This is a genomic window from Vibrio sp. 10N.286.51.E5, assembly GCF_041469125.1.
GTDB lineage: Bacteria > Pseudomonadota > Gammaproteobacteria > Enterobacterales > Vibrionaceae > Vibrio > Vibrio crassostreae_C.
In genome coordinates, this window is record NZ_JBFRJZ010000028.1 from 70,440 (window position 1) to 76,807 (window position 6,368).

The 6,368-nt window shown below is 45.5% G+C and carries 4 protein-coding genes; all 4 read left to right on the plus strand.

The window, feature by feature from the left end; genetic code table 11:
• Positions 1–69: 69 nt before the first annotated feature.
• The 4 genes from mutT to carB all read left to right on the plus strand — a co-directional run bounded on the left by mutT (position 70) and on the right by carB (position 6,290).
• On the plus strand, positions 70–468 hold the full coding sequence (gene mutT, locus AB4161_RS11260; protein WP_048618233.1) for an 8-oxo-dGTP diphosphatase MutT: 399 nt from the start codon (positions 70–72) through the stop codon (positions 466–468).
• A 92-nt stretch (positions 469–560) separates the two neighbouring features.
• Entirely contained in the window at positions 561–1,385 is an 825-nt protein-coding gene (gene dapB / locus AB4161_RS11265; protein WP_020628676.1) for a 4-hydroxy-tetrahydrodipicolinate reductase, read from the plus strand.
• 503 nt (positions 1,386–1,888) lie between these two features.
• Positions 1,889–3,043 (plus strand): glutamine-hydrolyzing carbamoyl-phosphate synthase small subunit, encoded by a 1,155-nt coding sequence (gene carA, locus AB4161_RS11270; protein WP_010434758.1) that lies wholly within the window; start codon positions 1,889–1,891, stop codon positions 3,041–3,043.
• A 16-nt stretch (positions 3,044–3,059) separates the two neighbouring features.
• A complete protein-coding gene (carB, locus tag AB4161_RS11275; protein ID WP_372083354.1) occupies positions 3,060–6,290 on the plus strand; it encodes a carbamoyl-phosphate synthase large subunit in 3,231 nt (1,076 codons plus the stop codon).
• Positions 6,291–6,368: the final 78 nt, after the last annotated feature.

The following is a 6,368-nucleotide window of genomic DNA, read 5'->3' on the forward strand; positions in this document are numbered from 1 at the left end:
GTCCTCCTTCTTGAGGATGACGTATTCAGGGACTATGTGAGTTCACGTTTTATTAAGGAACACCATCATATGAAAAGAATCCACATTGTAGCGGGCATTATCTTCAACCAAGATAAGTCACAGGTATTTATCACTAAACGTCCAGACGACAAACACAAAGGCGGTTTCTGGGAATTTCCAGGTGGCAAGGTTGAAGAGGGTGAAACCATTGAGCAAGCGATGACTCGCGAGCTTGATGAAGAGATTGGCATCAAGGTGACAGAGCAGTCTCTGTTTGAGCACCTTGAATTTGATTACACGGATAAGTCACTTAAGTTCGATTTCATTCTCGTGACTGATTTTGAAGAGCAGCCTTATGGCAAAGAAGGTCAACAAGGTGAATGGGTAAGCCTAGAATCATTGAATCAATACGCCTTCCCAGAGGCAAATGTGCCAATTTTAGAGCGAGTAATAAAAGAGTTTTCGTAATTGCTAGCCTGAGTTTGAGATTGTTGTTAGTTTAAAGAGATTAATCGATTGAACGTTGCTGCAAGAGATAAGTGGCAACGGTAACCAAAACAATGGAGATATTCGCAGTGGTAAGAATTGCAATTGCAGGAGCAGCGGGCCGCATGGGCCGCAACTTGGTGAAAGCCGCTCATCATAATTCAGAAGCAAGTGTTGGAGCTGGTTCAGAGCGTCCAGAGTCATCTTTGGTCGGCGTAGATGTCGGCGAGTTATGCGGTGAAGGTCGTTTTGATGTTGCTTTAGTCGATGATTTGTCTAAAGCCATCGAAGAGTTTGATGTGATTGTCGATTTTACTGCCCCTGTTAGCACATTAGCGAATATTGAACTTTGTAAACGTCACGGTAAAAAACTGATCATCGGTACAACGGGCTTCTCTGAAGAAGAGAAGCAGGTGATTGATGCTGCTTCAAAAGAGATGGCTATCGTAATGGCACCTAACTACAGCGTTGGTGTGAACCTGGTCTTTAAGCTGCTAGAGAAGGCCGCTAAAGTGATGGGCGATTACTGTGATGTCGAGATCGTTGAGGCTCATCACCGTCATAAAGTCGATGCACCGTCAGGTACTGCGATTGGTATGGGCGAAGCTATTGCGGGTGCTATGGGCAACGAGCTGAACGATGTAGCTGTATGGTCACGCGAGGGTATTACTGGCGAGCGCACTAAAGATGAGATTGGTTTCGCGACGATTCGTGCCGGTGACATTATTGGTGAACACACCGCTATGTTTGCTGATATCGGTGAACGAGTGGAAATTACCCATAAAGCCACTGATCGAATGACCTTTGCTAATGGCGCAATCAAGGCCGCGGTTTGGTTAAATGATAAACCAGCAGGCTTTTATACCATGACGGATGTGCTTGGTTTGAATGACCTATAAATAGATATTTATGCGCTGGCAATTGCCGGCGCTTTCTTTATTTGGTGCATTTTCCTTAGTAATCTCACTTCTCCGATCTTCCTTCTACTTTCTTCTTATCGCCTTTTTGACTCCATTTCTATGCTGTTTATGTGGTCTTTAGTATGTTTTTTGTTTTAGATCTTTAAATTGTCATGTTTTCTCTTGGTATTTATCGATTGCGTTTTGTTGCTGATATTTTTATCACTCTATGGTTGGCTAAAATGAGGGGTGAAAATTAGAAAATCGTAATATTCGAGCTAAATGCGTATGAAAGTTGAACTTTTGGAGCTTTGAGGGGGTAAATTGAATTAGTCCTTACAAATGTTTAATTTCTTTTGAGTTAAATGTTGACACGTATCACGCAGATCACTAAAATACCGCCAATTTGTCTAATTTCCATAAACACGCAGTTTTTGGTGTTGCAGGAAGGTAGATTTGCAAATTAAATCAATTTTAATGCATTTTTATTTCTGGAGGTTGTCTTGAAGAAGTCAGCACTACTCGTCCTAGAAGATGGGACAGTATTTCACGGTGAAGCCATTGGCGCTGTAGGTTCTGCAGTTGGTGAAGTCGTTTTTAATACCTCGATGACGGGGTACCAAGAAATCCTCACTGATCCTTCCTATTCTCAACAAATCGTTACCCTTACTTACCCTCACATTGGCAATACCGGAACCAATTCCGAAGACGAAGAATCTTCTTCAATCCACGCTCAAGGCCTTGTGATTCGCGATCTCCCTCTAATCGCTTCTAACTTCCGTAATGAACAATCCCTTTCTGATTACCTTAAGTCGCAAAACGTTGTTGGTATCGCTGATATCGATACTCGTAAGCTGACGCGTATTCTTCGTGAAAAAGGCGCACAGAACGGTTGTATCGTAGCTGGCTCTTCAGTAAACGATGGAAACCTAGACGAAGCTCTAGCTCTTGCTAAAGCAAAAGAATTCCCTGGCCTGAAAGGTATGGACCTTGCGAAAGAAGTTACAACAAAAGAAGCGTATCAATGGAAACAAGGTTCGTGGACGCTTACGGGTGGACTTCCTGAAGCGAAAGCAGACTCAGAATTGCCATACCACGTTGTTGCTTATGACTTCGGTGCAAAACGAAACATCCTACGAATGCTTGTTGACCGCGGCTGCCGCCTAACGGTTGTTCCTGCTGAGACTTCAGCTGAAGAAGTACTTGCTCTGAACCCAGACGGTGTTTTCCTTTCAAACGGCCCTGGTGACCCAGAACCATGTACTTACGCAATTGAAGCGACAAAAGTGTTCCTAGAAAAAGGCTTACCAATCTTCGGTATCTGTCTAGGTCACCAGATTCTTGCTCTTGCGTCAGGCGCTAAGACAGTGAAGATGAAGTTTGGTCACCACGGTGCAAACCACCCGGTTAAAGATTTAGATCGTGATGTTGTGATGATTACTTCGCAAAACCACGGCTTTGCTGCTGACGAAGAAACCCTTCCAGAGACACTACGTGCAACGCACAAATCACTATTTGATGGTTCTCTACAAGGTATTCACCGTACAGACAAACCAGCATTCAGCTTCCAAGGTCACCCTGAAGCGAGCCCAGGTCCAGAAGACGCAGCGCCGTTATTCGACCACTTTATTGAACTAATCAAACAGCACACAGCGTAATTCGGAGTAGTAGACAATGCCAAAACGTACTGACATTAAAAGTATTCTTATTCTAGGTGCTGGCCCGATCGTTATCGGCCAAGCATGTGAGTTCGATTACTCTGGTGCTCAAGCTTGTAAAGCGCTTCGCGAAGAAGGTTACCGAGTTATTCTTGTGAACTCGAACCCAGCGACAATCATGACTGACCCAGATATGGCAGATGCAACTTACATCGAGCCTATCCAATGGGAAGTTGTGCGTAACATCATCGCTAAAGAGAAGCCTGATGCAGTTCTACCTACTATGGGTGGCCAAACTGCATTGAACTGTGCTCTAGACCTAGAAAAGCACGGCGTTCTTGAAGAGTTCGGTGTTGAAATGATTGGTGCAACGGCTGACGCTATCGATAAAGCAGAAGACCGTTCACGCTTCGATAAAGCAATGAAAGCAATTGGCCTTGAGTGTCCAACTGCTGATACAGCGAAAACGATGGAAGAAGCTTACAAAGTTTTAGACATGGTTGGCTTCCCTTGTATCATTCGTCCATCGTTCACGATGGGTGGTACTGGTGGCGGTATCGCTTACAACAAAGAAGAATTTGAAGAAATCTGTCGTCGTGGTTTGGATCTATCTCCAACTAATGAACTTCTTATCGATGAATCACTTATCGGTTGGAAAGAGTACGAGATGGAAGTGGTTCGTGACAAAAACGACAACTGCATCATCGTATGTGCGATTGAAAACTTCGACCCAATGGGTATTCACACAGGTGACTCAATCACTGTGGCTCCAGCTCAAACGCTGACAGATAAAGAATACCAACTAATGCGTAACGCATCTCTAGCAGTACTGCGTGAGATTGGTGTTGAAACAGGTGGTTCAAACGTACAGTTTGGTATCAACCCGAAAGATGGCCGTATGGTTATCATCGAAATGAACCCACGTGTATCTCGCTCTTCTGCACTAGCATCTAAAGCAACAGGTTTCCCAATCGCTAAGATTGCAGCGAAACTGGCTGTTGGTTTCACGCTAGACGAGCTAATGAATGACATCACTGGCGGCGCAACTCCAGCATCATTCGAACCAACAATCGACTACGTAGTAACTAAGATTCCTCGTTTTAACTTCGAGAAGTTTGCAGGTGCTAACGACCGCCTAACGACGCAAATGAAGTCGGTTGGTGAAGTTATGGCTATCGGCCGTAACCAACAAGAATCTCTACAAAAAGCACTTCGCGGCCTAGAAGTTGGCGCGACTGGTTTTGACGAAATGGTAGACCTAGACGCACCAGATGCTCTAACGACTATCCGTCACGAACTTAAAGAAGCTGGCGCAGAGCGTATTTGGTACATCGCTGACGCATTCCGTGCTGGTATGTCGGTAGATGGTGTATTCAACCTAACGCAAATCGACCGTTGGTTCCTAGTTCAAATCGAAGACATCGTTAAGCTAGAGCAAGAACTTAAAGCGAAAGGCTTTGCTGGTCTAAATAAAGACGAGCTAAACAAGCTTAAGCGTAAAGGTTTTGCTGATGCGCGCCTATCTAAGATTCTAGGTGTAGCGGAAAGCGAAATCCGTCGTCTACGTGACCAATACGATATCCACCCGGTATACAAGCGTGTAGATACGTGTGCAGCTGAGTTCTCTTCAGATACGGCTTACATGTACTCATCTTACGATGACGAGTGTGAAGCAAACCCAACAGACAAAGAAAAAATCATGATTCTAGGCGGCGGTCCAAACCGTATCGGCCAAGGCATTGAATTTGACTACTGTTGTGTACACGCATCACTAGCGCTACGTGAAGATGGCTACGAAACTATCATGGTTAACTGTAACCCTGAGACAGTTTCTACAGACTACGATACGTCTGACCGTCTGTACTTCGAACCAGTAACTCTGGAAGACGTACTAGCAATCGCTCGTGTTGAGAAGCCAAAAGGCGTTATCGTTCAGTACGGTGGTCAAACGCCACTTAAACTGGCACGTGCTCTTGAAGCTGCTGGCGTACCAATCATCGGTACTAGCCCAGACGCAATCGACCGTGCAGAAGACCGTGAGCGTTTCCAAGTTGCTGTAGACCGTCTAGGCCTACTTCAACCAGAAAACGCGACAGTAACAACAATGGAGCAAGCGGTAGAGAAATCTCGTGAAATCGGCTTCCCACTTGTTGTACGTCCTTCTTACGTACTTGGTGGTCGTGCGATGGAAATCGTATACGACGAGCAAGACCTACGTCGCTACTTCAACGAAGCAGTTAGCGTATCAAACGAATCTCCAGTACTACTTGATAGCTTCCTAGATGACGCTGTTGAAGTAGACGTAGATGCGATTTGTGACGGTGAGCGCGTTGTAATCGGCGGTATTATGGAGCACATCGAGCAAGCGGGTGTTCACTCTGGTGACTCAGCATGTTCTCTTCCTGCATACACGCTAAGCCAAGAAATCCAAGACGTAATGCGCGAGCAAGTTGAAAAGCTAGCGTTCGAGTTGGGTGTTCGTGGTCTGATGAACACGCAGTTTGCTGTTAAGAACAATGAAGTGTACCTAATCGAGGTTAACCCTCGTGCAGCACGTACGGTTCCATTCGTATCTAAAGCAACTGGTGCGCCAATCGCTAAGATTGCCGCTCGTGTAATGGCGGGTCAATCTCTACAGTCTCAAGGCTTTACGAAAGAAATCATCCCACCTTACTACTCAGTGAAAGAAGTTGTACTTCCATTCAACAAGTTCCCTGGTGTTGACCCACTGTTAGGCCCAGAAATGCGCTCTACTGGTGAAGTTATGGGTGTTGGTGCGACGTTCGCAGAAGCATACTCTAAAGCTGAATTGGGTTGTGGTAACATCTACCCAGAAGGCGGTCGTGCACTTCTTTCTGTTCGCGAAGGCGACAAAGAGCGTGTTGTTGACCTAGCATCTAAACTATCTAAGCTTGGTTACCAGCTAGACGCAACTCACGGTACTGCGGTTATCCTTGGCGAAGCGGGCATCAACCCACGTCTAGTAAACAAGGTACACGAAGGTCGTCCTCACATTCTTGACCGTATCAAGAACAACGAGTACACGTACATCGTGAACACTGCAGCTGGCCGTCAAGCGATTGAAGATTCTAAAGTTCTTCGTCGTGGTGCACTTGCTGAGAAAGTTAACTACACGACTACGCTAAACGCTGCATTCGCGACTTGTATGGCGCACACTGCAGACGCGAAAACGTCAGTAACTTCAGTTCAAGAGCTACACGCTCAGGTTAAAGCTTCTCAAGCTTAATCGCCTAAAGTGTATCGCTGATAAGCGGATATAAATGCTCAAAGCCCACTCTTCGGAGTGGGCTTTTTTATGGTGCGC